Genomic DNA, 18545 nt, shown 5'->3' with positions numbered 1-18545 from the left:
TGATCAGCTCCTACGAGGGGATAGGCTCGGCCGGCAGGGGATCCGGCAGGCGGAAGTCGTCCCCGCGCCCTTGGGGGTCGTCCCAAATGACCATGCGGTGATCGGGGCCACCGGGCAACTCGTCCGGAATCGCCGCCCGCCGCGCGGCGTGCGGGATCTTTTTGACGACCCGGACGATGGTGTGGTCGTCACCGGAGTAGCCCGGCTCGGGGAACCACACCAGGAATCCGTAACCCGCCTTGAGGAGAATGCGCAGCGGGTCGGTGCGGGCCCCGGCAGGTCGGCGACCGATCAGCCAAGCGTGCTCCTTGTTGTCGGCGATCCAGCGGCGAAGTGTGGGCTCGTCGGTCAGCACGGCGTCGGCGAACGGTTTCGGCATCGTGCTCCAGCTCGACATGGTCGTCCGGTCCTTGCACGCCGAGAAATACCGAAGGTCGAGCAAGCGTTGCGACCACCGCAACCGTGGCTGGTAACGGTCGGCTATCGACTCGGGCGTGTCGAAGGTGTCAAAAATCGGCCATCGCTCGATTCCCACGTTCAGCAGCCCGGTCGGCATCGCCAAGTCGACCGTCAGGTGGTGGATGCGGGGGATGGAGTGAAAGATAGTCATCAGGGCCTCGGCCAAACCCTCCGGGTTCGGCGCCGCGGATTGGGATTCGGTCACCGGTTCCGTGGTGGTGCCATCACCGAGGCGTTCCACGTAGGTCCAGCCGATGCGGGTCGGCCAGGGCGGGTCCGCGGTGGGGGCCGGCTGCCACGGCTCCCCGCCCAGATTGAGAAGCAGCCACTGTCGTGGATCCAGCCGCTCCTCGTAGCGCTGTTGGGCGTCGGCGATCTGGTAGCCGGCTGATCGGATCCAGCTCACGAGTCCGGCATGGCCTTGCGGAGCCACCCCGAGTTCCGCCGCCACGCCGATCACCAGCTTGGTGAGGGAACCCAGGCCGCTCAGCGCGTTGCGGCGTCGTTCGCTCTCCTCCACCTCGGCCGCCTGGACCACCATCGCGTCGGCCGAGCCGTTGCGCGGCCACGAACCGATCTCGCGTTTGTAGATGACTTGCAGCTTCGACAAGCGAAGATCGCCGATGCCGAGGTCGGTCAGCATCGGCTTCGCCTCGGCCGCCCGGGCGAGCGCCGACGCCAGCTCCCTGATCTGCGGGGACGTCGCATCGGCGGCGAGCCGAGCGAGAGCGGGAGCCGTCCAGCGCGACGGTCGTGGGATTCCCGCCTTCTCCAGCTTCGCCCGCAGCCTGTCGACGGCGTCGGGGGCGAGCTCGGCCTCCGGCGGAACCGGAGCGTCCGGTGTTCGAGCCGGGAGGAGGGGCAGGTCGTCCGGACCGGTGACACCGAGGCGCTTCCACCACGCCGGGGGATCGCTCACCCCGGGACCCCACGCGGGGTAACGAGGGTCCGGGTCGAGCAGACTGATCGGCGCCACCGTGATGGACGACTGCCCCTCGCGCAGCGGGTGCTCGATCACCACCGCCAGCAGCTTGTCGCCGGCTATCACCGGGCCGCCGGACATGCCTGACCACGCCGACTTGTCGAGCCCGCTCTCGTCGGGCAGACGATGTCCGGGCGAGTTGTTCAGCACCATCGTCGCAAGTCCCACGTTCACCTTCGCCAGTACGCCGATCTGGCCCATCGCCTCCGCCAGATTCCGGATTGTTCGCGGCGACGTGACCTTGGCGAACCAGGGATAGCCGAAGGCATGGCAGCTGACCGAGACCGCGGCCGAGCTGTCGCGATCGAGCCGGGCCAGCGGGATAGGCGGCAGGTCGAAGGGCAGGTCGGGAACCTCGATGAGGGCCAGATCCGGGGCCGGACCCTGCACCGCACCCAGGAACCTCTCGTTGACCGTCCCGACGTACTTGTCCTTCTGCATCGTGCGGACGATCACCACCGCGGCTTCCGCGACGACATGGGCCGCTGTGAGTACCGTCCGGCCGGCCACGATGCATCCGGATCCGTACTGGTATCGCGGCTTTGCTCCCGCACCGGCATCGCCGATGACCTGGACGAGGCGACTGTTGAGGGGTGCGCCCAACTTCTAACCCTCGAGCTCGTCACCCGCGTCGGCCACCTTCACCGGCTGACCCGTCCGGTCGACCGGGCCGCCGAAGACCACAGTGACCTTCTGCTCGTTGGCTCGCTCGCGGCTGCCGCCGCCACCCAGCTCGACCTCCACGACAGGCACCTTGAAGCCGGCCTTGCCGTCGATCGAGCGGGTGGCCGTGACGGTCAGCTCCACCGTCATCGACTCCACCGGGAGCTGGATGTCGCTCTTGGCGCCTTCCGCCCGCGCCCGCAGGAGATCGTCGCGCAGCGCCGCGATCGCCTCCGTCAGCCCGATGCCGTCCGAGGGCTTCGGCATAAAGATCAACCTCCTGGTCGCGGTCAGTGCGCCCGAGAGTAGCGGTCCACGCACGACCCTCCAATCAGTTGTCCAGGTGATGCAATCCGTCTGATACATGACGAAGGCCCCCTCCTCGCGTACGGGGAAGGGGCCTTCGACGGCCGGGCTAGAAGATCAGGTTGAACTGGTTCCAGCCGGTGCCGATGTGGATGTTGGTGGAGGGGTCGATCCAGGAGCCCTTGCCGTTGCCTCGGTAGAGCTTCAGTTCGCCGGCCGTGTTGCGGGCGATCACGTCGCTGAAGCCGTCGCCGGTGAAGTCGCCCGGGGAGAAGATCTGGGTGAAGCTGTTCCAGCCGGAACCGATGACGTCGGGGTTGGTGCCGTTGAGCCAGCCGCCCTTGCCGTTGCCCCGGTAGAGCTTGAGCTCGCCGGTCGAGGTGCGCCCGATGACGTCGGCGAAGCCGTCGCCGGTGAAGTCGCCGGGGGAGAAGATCGCCGTGAACTGGTTCCAGCCGCTGCCGACCTCGATGTTGGTGGACGGGTCGATCCAGCCGCCCTTGCCGTTGCCCCGGTACATCAGCAGCTTGCCTGCCGAGTTGCGGGTCAGCACGTCGACGTAGCCGTCGCCGTTGAAGTCGCCCGGGGAGAACACTGCCGTGAAGCTGTTCCAGCCGGAGCTGCCGATGACTGTGGGGGTCGACGAGATCCAGCCGCCCTTGCCGTTGCTGCGGTACAGCTTGAGTTCGCCCGCGGCGTTGCGGCCGGCGATGTCGAGCGCGCCGTCGCCAGTGAAGTCGCCTACCGGGAACACGTGGTTGAACTGCTGCCAGCCCGAACCGACCTCGATGTTGGTGGACGGGTCGATCCACGAGCCTTTGCCGTTGCCGCGGTAGAGCTTGAGTTCGCCGGCCGGGTTGCGACCGATCACGTCGGCCCAGCCGTCGCTGTTGAAGTCGTTGCGCCACGCGTCGAGCGGGTAGTCGACCGGCTCGAAGCCGGGGTCGGTGACCTCGACCGGCTCGTCGGTGATGGTCAGGTCGTCGATCAGGCCGCGGAAGCCGCCCGCGTTGCGCGGCTGGTCGTAGCCGACGACGACGGTGGTCACCTGCTTGTCGGCCAGGCTGCCGAGCGGCACCACGACCTGGTTCCAGCGGTCCGCCTTGATCTTGCTGCACTGCTGGGCCGGGTGCACGCGGGTGCCGCGCTGGTCGGTCAGCCCGGAGTCGCGCAGCGTGCTGCCGTCGCTGAAGACCAGGTCGATCGAGACGCAGGTGCTGTTGCGGGTCTTGACCTCGGGCCGGGTGGCCGTGCTCTGCGGGAAGATCCAGTACGACAGCTTCGTGGACGGCTTCACCGCGATCCGGCTCACGGTCATCGACTTGAGGTACGCGTACGAGGAAAGGGTGTTGACGTCGGTTCCGGAGTAGACGAGCGCGGACGTGCCCGTGTGCCCCGCTCCGGTGGCCACGGCGAGCGCCGGGCTGGTGACGCCGGTGCTGGTGCCGGTGACCGGGGTGGTCGGCTGCACGCCGGTCGGCTCGAAGCCGGTGGCCAGATCAAGATCGAACTGACCGGCCCGTACGAAGTCGTTGAGCTCGGTGGGTGTGCCGGCCAGCGCCTTGGTGGCGTGCCAGGCCAGGTTGAGGTCGCCGTTGGTGGTGGCGGTCGTCCTGACTTGCAGGGCCAGCGCGCGGTCGGCCTGGTAGGCCCGTTCGAGCGCGATCGCGATGTCGCGGTCCTTGGCGGCGTGGATGCCGGTGTCGATGAACGTCTTCCACGCGGCCGGGTCGTTGCTGCGCGCGGCGGCGACGGCGGCGGCCTGCACCTCGGTGCCGTCGGGGGCGAAGTTCCACACCTCGGTCACGAAGTCGCGGTCGGGCAGGTCGAGCAGCTGCTCGGTGACGGTCAGGCCGATCCGGTTGGCGGCCAGCTTCTTCGCGGCCCGCGCCCGCGCGGCGGCTTTCTCGGCTTCGGTCTTGGCCTCGTCGGCGGCGATCCGGTCGTCCACGTCCTGGTGGGCGGCCTCGGCCAGACCGGTCGCGATGAACACCTGCCGGTCGGAGTCGCTGCCGTCGCGGGCCGCGCGCGCGGCCGCCTTGACCTTGGGCCACTTGGCGTCCTCGGCGACCCGTTCCCAGATCAGCCGGACGAAGTCGGCGTCGCTGCCGTTGAGCAGGGCGGCGTCGGCCACGACGTCGATGCTGGCCGCGGCCGCGCTGCGGGCCAGGTCGCTCGCCCGTTTGGCCTCGGCCTCCTGCCGTTCACGGGCGACGTCGCGGTCGAACGCGGCGTACACGCCGGTGACGATGAACGTGTACGCGGCCGCGCTCTCCTCGCTCTCCGAGAAGGCCAGTTCGGCCGCCGCGCGCACCTCGAGGTGGTCGGCGTTGTTCTTGACGAGGTTCCAGATGGCGATGACGAAGTCGCGGTCGGCCAGTTCGGGCAGCGCGAAGTCGTCACCCCGGCCGAACTTGACGGCCACGGCGAGCTTCTGGTCGTACGAGGCCTGATCGGCGGCCAGGACAGCCGGCGCGGCCACGGGCCGGGGCGCGGCCTGCGCCACGGCGGGTGTCACGACCAGAAATGTCGCAACCATTCCGGCGGAAAGGAGTTTTCTGGGCAGCATGAAGTCGGTGTTCCCCCGTGATAGTTCGATCGAAATCGATTCCGGGTGAGGGTAACGGATCGATCAGCGTGACGATGCCCGGATCAGCCGGTCCAGCTTCTCGCGGGCGTCGGTGCCCGGCCGCGGCGTGTAGACGACCAGGCGCAAGTTCGAGCCCTGGGTGGCCAGCACGTCCGTGTCGAGCGCGATGTCGCCGACGACCGGGTGCTCGATCGTCTTGTGCGCGCTCCGGTGATCGGCCACCGAGCGCAGCGCCCACAACTCCCGGAACCGGGCGCTGGCGCGGAGGCGCTCGACCAGCCCGGAGACGGCGGGATCGTCCGGGTAGCGGCTCGTGGTGGCCCGCAGGTCGGCCACCATCGACTCCTCGAACGCGGCCCGTTCCGCCTCGGACTGCCGCAGCCACGGCCACCGTCCCTCGAAGTGGCAGAGCAGCGCGTTCAGGCCGGTCTCCGCCGGGTCGCCGCACGTCGCCGCGAACAGCTCGTTCCAGTGCAGCAGCTGCCACGTGGCGTCGTACACGGCCAGAGGGTTGGTGCCGAGCTGGTCCATGATCCGGTGCAGGCTGTCCGGGATCTCCCGCGGCACCCGCGCCGGGTCGGCCGCGTGCCCGGCCAGACGCAGCAGGTGGGCGTGCTCGTCGCCGGACAGGTTCAGCGCCCGCGCCAGCGACGAGCACACCTGAGCCGACGGCGTCGGGGCGCGGCCCTGCTCGAGCCGGACCACGTACTCGATCGAAATGCCGGCCAGCGTGGCCAGCTCCTCGCGGCGCAGCCCCGGCACCCGCCGCGCCGGATCGTGCCCCTCCGGGCCCCGCCTGTCGCGCCAGGCCCGCAGGACGGCGCCGAGTTCGTTCATCACCCCATGGTGGTACAACCTGTAACTCCCCGGGCCGCCGCCGCGGGCCGAAGATCGAGGTCATGAACACACCACTGCGACTCGCGGACGACTTCGAGGTGGGCCGCATGGGCTACGGCGCCATGCAACTGGCCGGGCCCAACGCCTTCGGGCCGCCGCGAGACCGGGCCGAGGCCGTGCGGGTCCTGCGCACCGCCGTCGACCTGGGTGTCACGCACATCGACACCAGCGACTACTACGGTCCCGCCATCACCAACGAGGTCATCCGGGAAGCCCTGCACCCGTACGACCCGTCGCTGCGCATCGTCACGAAGGTCGGGTTCCGCCGCGGCCCGTCGGGTTCGTGGGAACCGTCGGCACACGACCTGCGGGCCCAGGTCGAGGCCAACCTGACCCGGCTCGGACTGGACACGCTGGACGCGGCCAACCTGCGCGTCGGCGGACCCGGCTCGGTCGCTGCGGCGTACGGGGAAATGGTCTCCCTGCAGAAGGAGGGGCTGGTCCGGCATCTGGGCCTGTCGAACGTCACGGCCGCCCAGGTGGCCGAGGCGCGGCGGATCGGGCCGATCATCTTCGTGCAGAACCAGTACAACCTGGCCCACCGCGACGACGACGCCCTGATCGACACGCTGGCCGCCGACGGGATCGGGTACGTGCCGTTCTTCCCGCTGGGCGGCTGGAGCCCGCTGCAGTCGGCGGCGCTGGACGAGGTGGCGGCGGCGCTGGGGGCCACGGGGAAGCAGGTGGCGTTGGCCTGGCTGCTGCAGCGGTCACCGAACATCCTGCTGATTCCCGGCACGTCATCGGTGACGCACCTGCGCGAGAACATGGCGGCCGCCGAGCTGGTGCTGCCACCCGACGCCTTCGCCCGGCTGAGCGGGTGATCAGAGAAATCGGTCGTCGGCGCCCCACCAGGCTCGATCGGCGACGGGGCCGTGTTCTACTCCAGTGGGACTGCGATGCGGCCGGGGAAATTCGAGTGCACGGCTTCCTCGATCATCGCCGCGGCCACCGTGGCCCGGCTGATGCCGGCGGGGAAGACGCGGTGCGGCGCGTCCTTGACGGCGACCGAGCGGAAAGCGGCGAGGGGGCCGTCGGTGAGCCGTCCCGCGTGAAAGACCGTGCCCCCCGCGGCCAGCACGACCTCGTCCGCTTCGATCTTGTCGGTCAGTTCGCGGCGCAGCGCGGCACCGAGGACGGCCCGGGTCAGCCCGCTCGCGTGGGGTGCGGAGCGGCCCGTGCCGAATGCGCCCAGCCAGATCACCCGCGGCACCCCGGAGGCGACCGCGGCCCGCGCCCCGGCGGTCAGGGTGCCGGGTGGGCTGTCCTTGACGATGCCGAGCCCGGACAGCAGCACGTCGCAGCCCTCGACGGCCCGCTTGATCGATTCCGGGTCGTGCACGTCGGCGTGGACCGCGGGTGGCGGCAGGGACCGGGCGATCTCGACGACCGGCAGGCCGCGGGAGAGTGCGGCGCGCACCAGCCGGCGACCGGTCCCGCCGGAGGCGCCCAGCACGGCGACCCGCATCAGCGCACCACCGTGAGCGTCGCCGCGTGCACGCCGGGCGCGGCCGCCACGTACGCCGGCGACGTGATGTCCCACGGCTTGCCGTCGAGGTCGGTGACGATGCCGCCCGCCTCCTGCACGAGCAGCACCGGGCCGATGTGGGAGCGCACGTTGTCGTACTGCCAGTGCGCGTCCATCCGCCCGGCCGCCACCTGCGCCAACTGGTGGCCGACGGGCACGGACATCCGGACGTACAGGGCTTTCTGCAGCATCGCGGTGATCGAGGCGCCGGCCCGCTCCGCGGCCTGCGCGGAGAAGCCCGGCTTGGCCTGCCCCGTGCCGACCAGCGCGGCGGCCAGATCGGTCTTGGCGCTGACCCGCAGCGGCGCGCCGTTGAGGAAAGCGCCGCCGCCCGCGGTCGCCGTGAACATCTCGTTCGCCGGCGGCGAGTAGAGCACGGCCAGCACCGGCTGCCCGTCGCGGACGAGGCTGACGCCGATGTTCCAGTCGGTCATGCCGTGCACGGTGTTGACGTTGCCGCCGACCGGGTCCACCACCCAGCGGTCGCCGCCCGCGATGGGCCCGGTGGCGTGCTCGTCGGATTCCCAGGGGGCGTGCGACAGGGCCGGCCGCAGCACCTCGGTGACGGCGGTGTCGTTGGCCCGCAACGCCGCGAGCAGGTCGGGGAGGTCCGCCGGGCGGCTCGCGGTCGAGTAGCGGTCCAGCAGCCGGGCGCCCGCTTCACGAACGGCGGCGACGGTCGTGGTCAAAAGATCCATGCTTCGAGCATCGGCCGCTCTCCGGATTAAATCCAATGCAACCTCGGCAAGCTATTCTTTACACTCATGCAATTGGACCTGAACCTGCTGACGGCCCTGCACGCTCTGCTGGAGGAGAACAGCGTCACCGGCGCCGCCGACCGTCTGCGGCTCTCGGTGCCGGCCGTCAGCCGTACGCTGGGCCGCATCCGCCGGCTGACGGGCGACGACATCCTCGTGCGCACCGGTCACACCATGACCCCGACCCCGTACGCGGTGGGGATCCGCGACCGTGTCGGCGAGGTCCTGCAGCAGGCCCGGTCCGTGCTCACGCCGAGCCGGGACCTCGAACCGGCCACCCTCGAGCGCACGTTCACGCTGCAATGCCACGACGCGCTGGCCACCGCCCTGGCCCCGCCGCTGCTGACCGCCCTGGCCACCCGGGCGCCCGGCGTCACCGTGCGTCTGCTGGCCGAGGCCACCGGCGACTCCGACGACCTCCGCCACGGCCACGTCGACCTGCAACTCGGCGCCACCCTCCCCGACCGGCCCGAGTTCCGCTCGGCCACCCTCGGCCACGACCGTCTGGTCATCGCCCGCCGGCGCCACACCCCGAAGATCAAAACCCTTCCCACGTACGCGGCCCGCCCGCACATAGTCCTGTCCCGCCGCGGCCGCCTGACCGACCCCGTCGACGACCACCTGGCCACCCACGGCCTGCACCGCCACGTGCGGGCCGCCGTCGCCACCGCCGCCACGGCCCTGCACATCGTGGCCACCGGCGACGCCGTCGTGACCGTCCCCGAGGCGTCGTGCCGCCCCCTGACCGACGCGTTCGGCCTGTCCGTCGACGAGTTCCCGGCCCCCCTGCCCCACCCACCGATCATCAGCGTCTGGCACCAGCGCTACGACACGGACCCCGCCCACGCCTGGCTCCGCGCCCAGGTCCGTGCCGCCGTCACGGCCGCGCTGCCGGCCCGGGGCGAGACGCACAGCCTCCCGGCGGCTGTCCCGGCCAGGCGGGGGTCGGCCTCCCGGTCCGGTCCGTCGACCTAGCCGGCATCGGCGCCGCACGCAGGACGACCCCACCGCCGCGGACGTGGCGGGCCCTGGCGGGCGTCGCCGGTTCCTCACCCCGGTCGACCGTACTTGCGAATCCGACGCGCCAGGCGCGACCGGAATCAGACCGGGGTATGAGCGCGATCAGCTCGCGGCCTGACGAAACAGGAGCCTGGCGGCTGCATTGTGAAATCGCCGGGGTCGCGTGGGGCACCCCGGGCGAGCGAAGAGGAACGGGAATGGCTGATGGGGACGGCGGGCGCGGTTCCGCGCGCATTCTGGTGGCCGCGCCGCGAAACGATTGGGCCGCGATCAAAGGCGCCGGGCATCTCGTCCACCACGAGCCGGACGGGCGCGCCTGCCTGCGGACGATGTATGCCATGAAGCCGGATCTGGTCCTGATCGACGCCGGGCTGACGAACCCGGACGGCTGGCACGCCCTGGGCCGGGTCCGCGAGATCAGCGACGTCGCGGTCATCATGGTGACCCCGGCCGGTGGCGAGGACGACGTCGTGCGAAGCCTGCGGATGGGGGCCGACGACTGCGTGGGCCGGGGGATCCGGCCGGTCGAGCTGCTGGCCCGGGCCGAGCGCCTGTTGCGGCGTGTACCGGCCGCACGCTGGGCGGACGACGCCTTCGAGGACGGCCGGCTCCGGGTGGATCCGGCGCGCCGTTCGATCGTCGCGGACGGGCGTCCGGTGCGGCTCACACCTGTCGAGTTCCGGCTGCTGGCCACGCTGACCCGCAACGCCGGGATCGTGCTGTCCCACCGCAGGCTCCTGGAGCTGGTCTGGGACGACCCGACCGGCATCGGCGAGGAGCGGGTGAAGTTCGCCGTGCTGCGGCTGCGGCGGCGGCTGGGCTGGCCGGGCACGGCGGACTCGCCGGTCGAGTGCGTCCGCGGATTCGGTTACCGGTACGTGCGGCAGGGGCCCTGATGTGATCGCTTTTCCGTGAAGCGAGGTCATACCACGGTCGTACTACTGAAAACTGATTACCGGGCCGCGCCAACGGTATGTGATGGGTGCGTCGGCATTGTGCTTCGGTTGGAAAGGGAGAGTCGTAGTGGCTCAGCGAAATTGCTCGCCGGTTTTGGCGCGTCTGGCGACGGTGGCGGCTTTCACGGGCGGCGTTGTGCTGGGCGTGAGCGCGAGTGCGCATGCGGCCGAGCCGGTGCCGGAGATTACCGCGGGGGTGCAGCCGGGGGCCCGGTTGGCCGGACTCGATCTCGGGTTGAACTCCACCAAGTCGCTGTCCGGAGGATTCCCGGAGGTGGCGCATGAGCACGGGCCGATCCGTGGGCCGCGCGGCCCACGGCGCGAGCACTTCCTGGGCGAACTCGGCGTTTACGTCGGTCTGGACTTCGCCCGGTCCCTCGAGCCCGTCCGCGGCGTTCCCTTCACGGCGCTGGGGGCCTGCTGTGGCTGAGCCCACGACCACCACCGCGCTGCGCCGGGTCCGGCTGTCGCGGGCCGGTGACATCGCCCCCGCGATCGGCGCGATCGCCTTGGATCTCTGGGTGTGCTGGGACTGGAGCGCGCCCGACCGGCCACGCCCGCCGCTGTGGTCGGTCTGCCTCATGCTGGCGTGTACCGCGCTCGCCGGCCTGGTGCTGCTCGGGCGGCAGAAGCGGCCGCTGCTCGTGCTCGCGATCATCTCCGGGTACAGCGTCGTGTTCGGCGCGTTGTCGTTCACCTCGCTGCCCACGCCGGCCTATCTCCCGATCATCAGCGTGTGGCTCGCTCTCTACTCCGTGGCGGCCGGCGGCAAGGGGCGGTCGGTCTACGTCGCACCGGCGATCGCGGCCGTGCCCGTGGCCCTCACCGTCGCCTACATCGTGGCCGTGTCCATCGACCCGGTCTCGACGACCCTGCCCCTGGTCGCCTCGATGTATGGGTTCGTCACCTTCGGGGCGTGGGGCGCGGGCCGAGGGCGCAGGGCGAGCAGGGCGCACATGGAGCAACTGGAGTTCCGCCGCCGAGCCGAGACGAAGGAGGCCGCCAACCGTGTCCGGCTGACCGTGGCCAGGGAACTGCACGACGTCATCGCCCGCACGGTCACCCACATGGCCTTGCAGGCCGCCGGCGCCGCCAAGCTGCTGCGCACCGACGCCGCCGCGGCCGAGGAATCACTCGACCGGGTCCAGAGCCTCAGCACCCAGGCGATGGACGAGCTTCGGGAGATGCTGCTGATCCTGCGGGCCGGCGGCGACGCCCCGCCGGAGCAGGCGGCGGTCACGGAGCAGTCCGGACGACTGAACCGCCTTGCCGACCTGCTCGATCAGGTCGGCTTGGACAGCCTGAACGTGACCCTCACCGTCACCGGCACACCGCGCGTGCTCGACGCGGGCACCGATCTGGCCGGCTGGCGGCTGATCCAGGAAGCCCTGATCAACAGCATCAAACATGCCGGGGTGGGCGGCCGGGCCCGGGTGACACTCCGCTGGGCCGACGACCTCCGGATCGAGATCGACGACGACGGTGACGGGCAGCCCGCCCCGGCGCTCGCCGGGTTCAGCACCGGTAACGGCCTGCGGGGGCAGCACGAGCGCATCCGCCAGGCCGGCGGCACCCTCCGGTACGGGCCGCGGCCGGAGGGCGGGTTCTCGGTCGTCGCGCACCTGCCGATCACCGTTCCCGCACAGCCGATCGCGACCACGGGCTTCCACCCGGAGCCCCTGTCCGGCCTGGAGCCGCAACATGCCCTCTGACCCGGACGGAATCATCCGCACCATGGTCGTCGACGACGACCCGCTCGTGCGGTCGAGCCTGAGCCTGCTGCTCCTCGGCGAGCCCGGCATCGCCGTCGTCGGCGAGGCGGAGGATGGCGACGGCGCCATCGCCCGAGCGGCCGAGCTGCGACCGGACGTCGTCGTGATGGACATCAGCATGCCGGGCACCGACGGTATCGAGGCGACCCGGGTCATCGCGAGCGACGGGTTCAGCGATCCGGACGACCCGGTGAAGGTCCTCATCCTGACGACGATCCAAGTCGACGACATGGTGCGCCGGGCGCTGCAGGCCGGCGCCTCCGGGTTCCTGCTGAAAAGCGCGGCGGGCACGCAGCTCGTCCCCGCGGTCCGGCAGGTCGGCGCGGGCGACGCGTGGATCGACCAGGCGGTGGTCAAACAGCTCATCCGGGAGTTCGCGAGCCGCCCGCAGGACACCGCACCGACCTCCGCCGAGCTCGACGTGCTGACCGCCCGCGAACGGGAGGTCCTGACGCTGGTCGGTCACGGGCTCTCGAACACGGAGATCGCCGGGCAGCTGTTCATCGGTGAGGCGACGGTGAAGACGCACTTCGGCCGGGTGCTGATGAAGCTGGATCTGCGGGACCGCGCGCAGGCGACGGCGGCGGCCTTCCATACCCGGCTCATCGCGCCCGGTGATCGGCCACCACCGCGGCGCGTCTACCGGCCGAGGACGGCTCATTTCGTGCGATGACCGGTGTGACCAGATCACGGAGGCGGCCGGCGAACGACAGCTAGGCGTCGTAGTCGGCGATGAACGGGGTGTCCACGCCGAGTTCGCCCACCTTGCGGGCGCCGCCGGGGGCGCCGAGCGGGGTGTCGCGGCCGGGGAGGACGATGGTGAAGAAGTTCTTCTGGTCCTCGACGAACTGGGTTCGTTCCTCGTCGCCGCGGGCTTTGCGGTCCACGAAGATGGCTTCCACCGGGCATTCGACTTCGCAGGCGCCGCAGTCGATGCATTCGGCGGCGTTGATGTAGCTTTTGCGGTCGCCGACGTAGATGCAGTCGACGGGGCAGACGTCCATGCAGGCGCGGTCGTTGACGTCGACGCAGTCCTTGCCGATCACGTACGGCATGTCAGGCTCCTTCGGTGGAGTGGCCGGGGAAAATCGAGGCGGACGGGTCCAACTCGACCGCGGCGTTGTTGACCGCGGTGGCGACCTCGCCGAAGCCGACGGACATGAGCCGCACCTTGCCGGGGTATTCGGTGACGTCGCCGGCCGCGAAGACGGCTGTCAGGTTGGTGCGCATGCGCTGGTCGACCACGACCGTGCGGCCGGACAGTTCGAGACCCCAGTCGGCGAGGGGCCCCAGGTCGGAGATGAAGCCGAGCGCGGCGATCACGCTGTCGGCCTCGACGAGCTCGTCCCCGATGCGCACCTTCTCGAGCCGGTCACCACCGAGCAGTTCGGACACCTCGCAGTTGGTGCGGAACACGACCCCGGCCTGCTCGGCCTCGGTGATCGACGCGGCGTGCGCGCGGAACCGGGCCCGGCGGTGCACCACCGTGACCGAGCGGGCCAGCGGCACCAGCGCGTTGGCCCAGTCGATGGCGCTGTCGCCGCCGCCGACCACCACGACGTCGCGGTCGGTGTGCGCACTCAGGTCGGGCACGAAGTAGGAGAGCCCCCGGCCCAGGAACTCCTCGCCGGCCGGCAACGCCCGCGGCGTGAACGTGCCGATGCCCGCGGTCAGCACGACCGCCCCGGCGTCGACGATCGTGCCGTCGGAGAGGGTCAGCTGCGGCCGCCCGGCTTCGTGGCCGATCCCCACCGCCTGCCGTTCCAGCAGGTAGCGCGTGCCGAACGCGTCGGCCTGGGCGGCCAGCCCGTCCACGAGTTCACGGCCGGTCACGGCGGGCAGCCCGGCCACGTCGCGCACGACCTTCTCCGGGTAGAGCGCGGCGATCTGACCGCCCACCTGGGGCAGCGCGTCGACCAGGACGGTGCTCAGGCCGCGGAAGCCGGCGCAGAACGCGCCGTAGAGGCCGGTCGGTCCGGCCCCGACGATGACCAGATCCGTGTGGATCGTCGTGGTGGGTTCCATGGCCAGGACCGTAAGGAGCCGGAGCCGCGTTTCTTATCAAAGGAGACCGCTGAGCGGACCGTGGACCGCTGAGCGGAACGCGTTTCGGTGGGTGGACTCGAAGGCTGGGACCCGGCCGGGAGAGGTGATTCGCTCCACGCCATCGCAACAGCACGATGGGAGTCGCACCATGGTCGCAGAAAGCACGCCGGCCCCGCGGGCCGAACGCCCCCGGCGCCCCTCGCGTCCCTCGCGGCGTGGCCGGCTGCCCGGACGGCAGGACTGGTCGAGCTGGCCGCACTACCAGGAGGCGAAGGCCGGGTTCCGCGGCTACTGGTATCCGGTGGCGTTCTCGTCGCAGATCACCGGCAAGCCCACCGGCATCACGCTGCTCGGCGAGCGGATCATGGTCATGCGCGACAACGGCACCGTCTACGCCCTCAAGGACCGCTGCCCGCACCGCGGGGTGCCGCTGAGCTACGGCAACCAGCAGTTCCCGGGCACGGTCAGCTGCGTCTACCACGGCTGGACGTTCGACCTGAAGACCGGTGACCTGGCCGCGGCCATCACCGACGGCCCCAACTCGCCGATCTGCGGCAAGGTCACCCAGCCCACGTTCGAGACCGCCGAGCGGCTCGGCATGGTGTGGCTGTTCGTGGGCGACGGCGAGGACGCCCCGCCGATCGACGAGCAGCTGCCGGAGGAGCTCGTCGAGAACGCGGCCGTCATCGGCGCCCGCATCCAGCCCCGCGAGGGCAACTGGCGGTTCGCGGCCGAGAACGGCTACGACGAGGGCCATGCCAAGTACCTGCACCGTACGGCGTTGTGGCGGCTCTTCAAGGCGATGCCGGTGCACAACGACACGCGGATCGTCAAGCGCGGCCGCTGGATCTACCGTGTGCAGGACAACCAGTACTGGGACGCCGACTTCCCCGGCCTCGGCACGTGGAGCGGCAAGGCCTGGTACAAGATCGACCCGTCGAAGAAGAAGCCGGGAGCGACGGCGAACCGCAACATCGGCAACACCGGCGGCGCGGCCAAGGTCAACGAGGTCATCGCGGCTCAGGAGTTCCCGGGCTTCGCGTCGATCTCGATGCCGGGCGTGCTGCGCATCGCGTATCCGGGCTTCATCCACTACGAGTTCTACGTTCCGGTCGACGCGGACAACCACCTGTACGTCGGTGTGATGGTCAATTTCGCCAAGGGCGCGGCCACGCTGCCGTTCTACGCGAAATACCTGGGCGCGATCCGCTGGCTGTTCCACGGCGAGTTCTCCGGCCAGGACAAGTGGATGGTCGAGGTCACCGACGCCCCGCCGGAGCGCCTCTACCGGCCCGACGAGTCGCTGCTGCAGTGGCGCAAGCTGGCCGAGGACGTCACCGAGGAGCGCGTCGAGCGACTCCGGGAGCAGGGCATCACCGCCGAGCACGGCAAGCCGGAAGTGACCCGCTGATGGGCGGGATCGTGCTCGGCGTCGCGGCCTCGCACTCGACGCTGATGAACACCCACTGGGACAAGGTGGCCGGCATCGACCGGGCCGAGCGCTTCCGCGACGCGCTCGCGACGGCTCGCGACGCGATCGCCGAGGCCCGCCCGGACAACGTCGTGATCATCGGCTCCAACCACTTCCGCGGTTTCTGGCTCGACCTGATCCCGTCGTTCACGCTGGGTGTCGACGAGGTGATCGCGGCGGGCGACGGCGGCACCCCCAAGGGCCCGCAGAAGTCGGATCCCACGTTCGCTCAGGCCCTCGCGGAGGAGCTGGTCGAGCGGGGCACCGAGGTCGCGATCAGCGCCAAGATGACGATCGACCACGGCCAGAGCCACGCCGTGCAGTACCTGCTGCGCGACCTCGACGTGCCGGTCACCCCGCTGGTCGTCAACGTCTTCGCCACGCCGCTGCCGACCGTCAGGCGCTGCGTCGAGCTGGGCGCCAACCTCGCCCGGGCCGTCGAGAAGAGCGACCGCCGTACGGTGGTCATCGCGAGCGGCGGCCTGAGCCACCAGCTGCCCTGGCCCAGCCGCTGGCAGGACCCGGACGGTGACGACGAGGAGTTCCTGGTCGAGGCGTGGCGCAACGGCCGCGGCGAGTGGGAGAAGTACGACAAGCGCCGCCGCGAGATCATCGTCGGGGCCCGGCCCACCCTGTTCCCCGAGTTCGACGAGGCCTTCCTGGGCCGCCTCGACCGCGGCGAACTCGCGCACTACGCCGACTGGACGACCGCCCGGATCGGTGAGGAGGCCGGCAACGGCGGCCAGGAGATCCGTACGTGGCTGACCATGGCGTCCGCGCTCGGCTTCGCGCCGGGCCGGACCCTGGCCTACAGCCCGATGCCCGAGTGGCTGACCGGCATGGGTGTCGGAGTGATCCGCCCGTGAGCGACCTCCTCGAGGAGGTGCTGCGCCGCATCACGCCCGAGCGGCTGCGGGCGGCGGCGGTGGCGGTCACCTCGATCCCCAGCCCGACGGGCCGTGAGGCGCCGCTGGCGGAGTGGCTCGCTGCCCAGATGTCAGAGATGTCGGGGCAGGTCCAGCGCATCGACACCGATCAAGCCAACGCCGTGGGCCGCGTGCGGAGCGCAAGAACCGGCCGCGACCTCATGCTCTACGCCCCGATCGACACGCTGACGACGGGCGACAAAGACGAGGACGTGCCGTGGATCGGGCCCGGGCTGCGTCCGGACATGCGGCCGGATCCCACGGTCGACGGCGATTACGTGCAGGGTCTCGGTGCCGGCAATCCCAAGGGTCACGCGGCGTGCGTGCTGGTCGTCGGTCAGGCGTACGCGGAGGCGGTTGCAGCGACGAACGCGGAGACCAAGGGAGATCTGGTGCTCGCTTTCGGCGCGGGGGGAATGCCGACCAACGCGCTGGATTCCCGGAGAGCGAACACCGGCCACGGCGTCGGGGCGTCGTTCCTGCTCGAGCGCGGCTGGTACACCGACCACGCGATCATCGCCAAACCGGGCGACTTCGTGGCCCACGACGAGGTCGGGCTCTGCTGGTTCGAGCTGACGGTCAACGGCATTCACACGTACGCCGGGAGCCGCCACCGGCTCCCGTACTCCAACCCGATCGTCGCCGCCGCCGAGGTGATCACGCGCCTGGAACGCTGGCTCGCGGACTTCCCGGCCCGGCACCGCACCTCGACCGCCGCGCCCCAGGGCATCATCGGCTCGATCGCCGGCGGCTGGGAACGGATGCCGGCGGTGACCCCGGCCGCGTGCCGCGTTCGGCTGGACATTCGGCTCGCGCCAGGTCAAGAGCCTTTGGCCGTACGTCGTGAGCTCGCGGACTTTCTGCGCGGAGTGGCCGGTGAGCTCGCCGCCGAGATCGACTGCGAGCTGGTCAACCACATCCCGGCGTCCGCCACCGACCCCGGCGCGTGGGTGATCACCGAGACGATCCGCGCGTGGGAGGCGGCGTCGGGCCGCGAGCACACGCCCGTCCCCGACAACAGCGGGGCCACCGATGCCAACATCCTGCGCGCCCGTGGCATCCCGACCGCGCGTGTCGGCATGCCGAAGGCGCCGCTGCCCGGCATCGACTTCGCGCTCGGCATGAACACCGTCCAGGTGACCGAAATGCGCCGGCTGAGCGAGGTCTTGGCGCGGGTCGCGGTCGCGAACTCCGAGGAGGAACGATGAGCAAGGCGCCCGAGGGCAAGTATGCCGACGCGGGTGGTGCGAGCTACCACTATCTCGACATGGGTCAGGGGCTTGACACCGTCTTCCTGCACGGCGGCGGCCCCGGCTGCACCGGTTGGAGCGACTTCGGTCCCGTGGCCGAGCTGTTCGCCGCCGACCGCCGGGTGGTGATCCCCGACATCCTGCAGTACGGCAAGTCGGAGAAGGTGCGCATCACCGGGCCCATGTGGGACTTCCACGCGGCCAGCCAGGTCAAGCTGCTCGACACCCTCGGCATCGAGCGGGCCGACTTCGTCTGCAACTCCTGGGGCGGCACGATCGCGCTCAACCTGGCCGCGAAATACCCCGGCCGCGTACGGTCGCTGGTCGTCACGGGCAGCATGCCGGTCTTCTACGGCCCCCTCGCGCCGCTGCCCGAGAACGGCCACCGCGGCCGTACGGCTCGGGACGTCTACTACGGCGGCGAGGGCCCGACCCGCGAGAAGATGCGCCAGCTGATCACCCGCCTGGAGTGGTGGGACGGCGACCAGCTGCCCGACGAGACGCTCGACATGCGTTACGAGCAGAGCCTCGATCCCGAGGAGCGCGCGCTGGCCGCGATGTCGGACTCGCCGCGCGGGGAGTGGCAGGACCTCACCGCCGAGCTGGGTCAGGTGCAGGCGCCGACGCTGTTCATGTGGGGCCGCGAGGACGCGTTCCTGACCCCGGACTACCCGATGATGCTGGCCCGCATGGTGCCCAACGGCAACCTGCACGTGATGGACCACGTGTCCCATCACCTGCAGGAGGAGCAGCCCGAGCGCTACCACGCCGTGGTCGCCGCCTTCCTGGCCGACGTGGCCCGCCGAGACAAGGACTGACATGAAGATTCTGCTTTCGCTCGCCGGGGCCGCCCTGCTCGTGGTGGCCGGGCGCGAGCTCGCCAAGCGCAGCAACACCCAAGTCCACCGCATCAACCAGCCG

General features: G+C 70.7%; 18 protein-coding genes. 10 read left to right on the top strand and 8 right to left on the bottom strand.

Translation table 11 applies throughout. The annotated features are described in order from the left end of the window. Positions 1 to 10: 10 nt before the first annotated feature. From BKA14_RS20125 to BKA14_RS20110, 4 genes are all read right to left on the bottom strand, one after another. Positions 11 to 2044: a trypsin-like peptidase domain-containing protein gene (locus BKA14_RS20125; protein ID WP_184952476.1), complete on the bottom strand. Its 2034-nt coding sequence runs from the start codon at positions 2042 to 2044 to the stop codon at positions 11 to 13. A gap of 3 nt (positions 2045 to 2047) precedes the next feature. Next, the gene (locus tag BKA14_RS20120) at positions 2048 to 2371 is read right to left on the bottom strand and encodes a trypco2 family protein (RefSeq protein ID WP_184952475.1); all 324 of its coding nucleotides are present in this window, start codon (positions 2369 to 2371) and stop codon (positions 2048 to 2050) included. 148 nt (positions 2372 to 2519) lie between these two features. After that, complete coding sequence (locus tag BKA14_RS45165; RefSeq protein WP_184952474.1) at positions 2520 to 4928, bottom strand: FG-GAP-like repeat-containing protein; 2409 nt, start codon at positions 4926 to 4928, stop codon at positions 2520 to 2522. A 114-nt stretch (positions 4929 to 5042) separates the two neighbouring features. Next, positions 5043 to 5837 carry a helix-turn-helix domain-containing protein gene (locus BKA14_RS20110; protein ID WP_184952473.1) on the bottom strand — a complete coding sequence of 265 codons (795 nt, stop codon included), beginning with the start codon at positions 5835 to 5837 and terminating at the stop codon, positions 5043 to 5045. Between the two features lie 62 nt (positions 5838 to 5899). On the opposite strand from BKA14_RS20110, the gene BKA14_RS20105 reads away from it, so the two are divergent. Continuing rightward, positions 5900 to 6721, top strand: a complete 822-nt coding sequence (locus tag BKA14_RS20105; RefSeq protein WP_184952472.1) for an oxidoreductase — start codon at positions 5900 to 5902, stop codon at positions 6719 to 6721. A 56-nt stretch (positions 6722 to 6777) separates the two neighbouring features. Here the strand turns inward: BKA14_RS20105 and BKA14_RS20100 are convergent, their stop codons facing one another. Together BKA14_RS20100 and BKA14_RS20095 are read right to left on the bottom strand one after the other, a co-directional pair. Next, positions 6778 to 7365 carry an NAD(P)-dependent oxidoreductase gene (locus BKA14_RS20100; RefSeq protein ID WP_184952471.1) on the bottom strand — a complete coding sequence of 196 codons (588 nt, stop codon included), beginning with the start codon at positions 7363 to 7365 and terminating at the stop codon, positions 6778 to 6780. Further along, entirely contained in the window at positions 7365 to 8123 is a 759-nt protein-coding gene (locus BKA14_RS20095; RefSeq protein WP_184952470.1) for an inositol monophosphatase family protein, read from the bottom strand. The genes BKA14_RS20100 and BKA14_RS20095 overlap by 1 nt, the downstream gene beginning before the upstream one ends. A gap of 66 nt (positions 8124 to 8189) precedes the next feature. On the opposite strand from BKA14_RS20095, the gene BKA14_RS20090 reads away from it, so the two are divergent. From BKA14_RS20090 to BKA14_RS20070, 5 genes are all read left to right on the top strand, one after another. Then, positions 8190 to 9158, top strand: coding sequence for a LysR family transcriptional regulator (locus BKA14_RS20090; protein ID WP_184952469.1), 969 nt, complete (start codon positions 8190 to 8192; stop codon positions 9156 to 9158). 242 nt (positions 9159 to 9400) lie between these two features. Continuing rightward, on the top strand, positions 9401 to 10099 hold the full coding sequence (locus tag BKA14_RS45160) for a response regulator transcription factor (RefSeq protein WP_184952468.1): 699 nt from the start codon (positions 9401 to 9403) through the stop codon (positions 10097 to 10099). Positions 10100 to 10226: 127 nt separating this feature from the next. Then, a complete protein-coding gene (locus tag BKA14_RS20080) occupies positions 10227 to 10589 on the top strand; it encodes a hypothetical protein (RefSeq protein WP_184952467.1) in 363 nt (120 codons plus the stop codon). Continuing rightward, a complete protein-coding gene (locus BKA14_RS45155; protein ID WP_184952466.1) occupies positions 10582 to 11871 on the top strand; it encodes a sensor histidine kinase in 1290 nt (429 codons plus the stop codon). The genes BKA14_RS20080 and BKA14_RS45155 overlap by 8 nt, the downstream gene beginning before the upstream one ends. Next, positions 11861 to 12604, top strand: a complete 744-nt coding sequence (locus tag BKA14_RS20070) for a response regulator (protein ID WP_184952465.1) — start codon at positions 11861 to 11863, stop codon at positions 12602 to 12604. Before BKA14_RS45155 ends, BKA14_RS20070 begins: the two co-directional genes overlap by 11 nt. A gap of 40 nt (positions 12605 to 12644) precedes the next feature. Here BKA14_RS20070 and BKA14_RS20065 read toward each other — a convergent pair whose 3' ends face one another. Next, positions 12645 to 12986: a ferredoxin family protein gene (locus BKA14_RS20065; protein ID WP_184952464.1), complete on the bottom strand. Its 342-nt coding sequence runs from the start codon at positions 12984 to 12986 to the stop codon at positions 12645 to 12647. A gap of 1 nt (position 12987) precedes the next feature. Beyond that, entirely contained in the window at positions 12988 to 13956 is a 969-nt protein-coding gene (locus BKA14_RS20060; protein ID WP_184952463.1) for an NAD(P)/FAD-dependent oxidoreductase, read from the bottom strand. Between the two features lie 169 nt (positions 13957 to 14125). Between BKA14_RS20060 and BKA14_RS20055 the strand changes: the two genes are divergently transcribed. From BKA14_RS20055 to BKA14_RS20040, 4 genes are read left to right on the top strand one after another with little or no spacing between them, the layout of a single operon-like run. After that, positions 14126 to 15388, top strand: a complete 1263-nt coding sequence (locus tag BKA14_RS20055; RefSeq protein ID WP_184952462.1) for a Rieske 2Fe-2S domain-containing protein — start codon at positions 14126 to 14128, stop codon at positions 15386 to 15388. Continuing rightward, positions 15388 to 16314: a DODA-type extradiol aromatic ring-opening family dioxygenase gene (locus tag BKA14_RS20050; protein ID WP_184952461.1), complete on the top strand. Its 927-nt coding sequence runs from the start codon at positions 15388 to 15390 to the stop codon at positions 16312 to 16314. The genes BKA14_RS20055 and BKA14_RS20050 overlap by 1 nt, the downstream gene beginning before the upstream one ends. Further along, positions 16311 to 17582, top strand: coding sequence for a M20 family metallopeptidase (locus BKA14_RS45150; protein WP_184952460.1), 1272 nt, complete (start codon positions 16311 to 16313; stop codon positions 17580 to 17582). Before BKA14_RS20050 ends, BKA14_RS45150 begins: the two co-directional genes overlap by 4 nt. Beyond that, positions 17579 to 18442 carry an alpha/beta fold hydrolase gene (locus BKA14_RS20040; RefSeq protein WP_184952459.1) on the top strand — a complete coding sequence of 288 codons (864 nt, stop codon included), beginning with the start codon at positions 17579 to 17581 and terminating at the stop codon, positions 18440 to 18442. The genes BKA14_RS45150 and BKA14_RS20040 overlap by 4 nt, the downstream gene beginning before the upstream one ends. Positions 18443 to 18545 lie beyond the last annotated feature (103 nt).

The sequence above is a fragment of the Paractinoplanes abujensis genome (genome assembly GCF_014204895.1).
In the GTDB taxonomy this organism is placed as follows: domain Bacteria; phylum Actinomycetota; class Actinomycetes; order Mycobacteriales; family Micromonosporaceae; genus Actinoplanes; species Actinoplanes abujensis.
This window is presented reverse-complemented; position numbering and strand designations above follow the sequence as displayed.

Excerpts from the sequence above, each read along its gene's own strand:
- BKA14_RS20120 (WP_184952475.1), bottom strand. The coding sequence starts at position 2,371 with ATGCCGAAGCCCTCGGACGGCATCGGGCTGACGGAGGCGATCGCGGCG.
- BKA14_RS20110 (WP_184952473.1), bottom strand. The coding sequence starts at position 5,837 with ATGAACGAACTCGGCGCCGTCCTGCGGGCCTGGCGCGACAGGCGGGGC.
- BKA14_RS20105 (WP_184952472.1), top strand. The coding sequence starts at position 5,900 with ATGAACACACCACTGCGACTCGCGGACGACTTCGAGGTGGGCCGCATG.
- BKA14_RS20100 (WP_184952471.1), bottom strand. The coding sequence starts at position 7,365 with ATGCGGGTCGCCGTGCTGGGCGCCTCCGGCGGGACCGGTCGCCGGCTG.
- BKA14_RS20095 (WP_184952470.1), bottom strand. The coding sequence starts at position 8,123 with ATGGATCTTTTGACCACGACCGTCGCCGCCGTTCGTGAAGCGGGCGCC.
- BKA14_RS20090 (WP_184952469.1), top strand. The coding sequence starts at position 8,190 with ATGCAATTGGACCTGAACCTGCTGACGGCCCTGCACGCTCTGCTGGAG.
- BKA14_RS45160 (WP_184952468.1), top strand. The coding sequence starts at position 9,401 with ATGGCTGATGGGGACGGCGGGCGCGGTTCCGCGCGCATTCTGGTGGCC.
- BKA14_RS20070 (WP_184952465.1), top strand. The coding sequence starts at position 11,861 with ATGCCCTCTGACCCGGACGGAATCATCCGCACCATGGTCGTCGACGAC.
- BKA14_RS20065 (WP_184952464.1), bottom strand. The coding sequence starts at position 12,986 with ATGCCGTACGTGATCGGCAAGGACTGCGTCGACGTCAACGACCGCGCC.
- BKA14_RS20060 (WP_184952463.1), bottom strand. The coding sequence starts at position 13,956 with ATGGAACCCACCACGACGATCCACACGGATCTGGTCATCGTCGGGGCC.
- BKA14_RS20055 (WP_184952462.1), top strand. The coding sequence starts at position 14,126 with ATGGTCGCAGAAAGCACGCCGGCCCCGCGGGCCGAACGCCCCCGGCGC.
- BKA14_RS20050 (WP_184952461.1), top strand. The coding sequence starts at position 15,388 with ATGGGCGGGATCGTGCTCGGCGTCGCGGCCTCGCACTCGACGCTGATG.
- BKA14_RS20040 (WP_184952459.1), top strand. The coding sequence starts at position 17,579 with ATGAGCAAGGCGCCCGAGGGCAAGTATGCCGACGCGGGTGGTGCGAGC.